We start from the raw sequence: 322 nt of genomic DNA, 5'->3' as shown, positions 1-322 counted from the left end.
CAGATCAGCGGCACGGTTCAGGCTGCCCGTTGCCGCCTTGACACGGATATCGTAGCGCTCGCCGTCTCCGTCGGAGAATTGTGCGGCATTGCTGCCGGCCGTCAGCAGATTCACGGCCGCCAGTACCTGCTGGGTGGACAGGCCGGCACGGGCGGCCGCCTCGCGCTTGACCTGAACCGCCAGCATAGGCAGCTGGCTTTCACTGCCGACATCGGGCCGGCCTATGCCGGGAATAGCGGTCAGCTCGCCCACCAGTGCGTCATTGATGCGCTGGATCTGGCCAAGCTCGGGGCCGACCACGGCAAACTGCAGCTTGCCGCCA

Annotated in this window: 1 protein-coding gene; it reads right to left on the bottom strand. The window is 66.5% G+C overall.

Translation table 11 applies throughout. The features are described from left to right. Positions 1–322, bottom strand: a 322-nt coding sequence (locus EGI20_RS01260; RefSeq protein WP_498628987.1) for an efflux RND transporter permease subunit, incomplete at both ends; no start/stop codon positions are given.

The organism is Aquitalea sp. S1-19 (assembly GCF_024343515.1).
The sequence above is the reverse complement of the archived record's forward strand: the minus strand, read 5'-3'. Positions and strand labels throughout refer to the sequence as shown.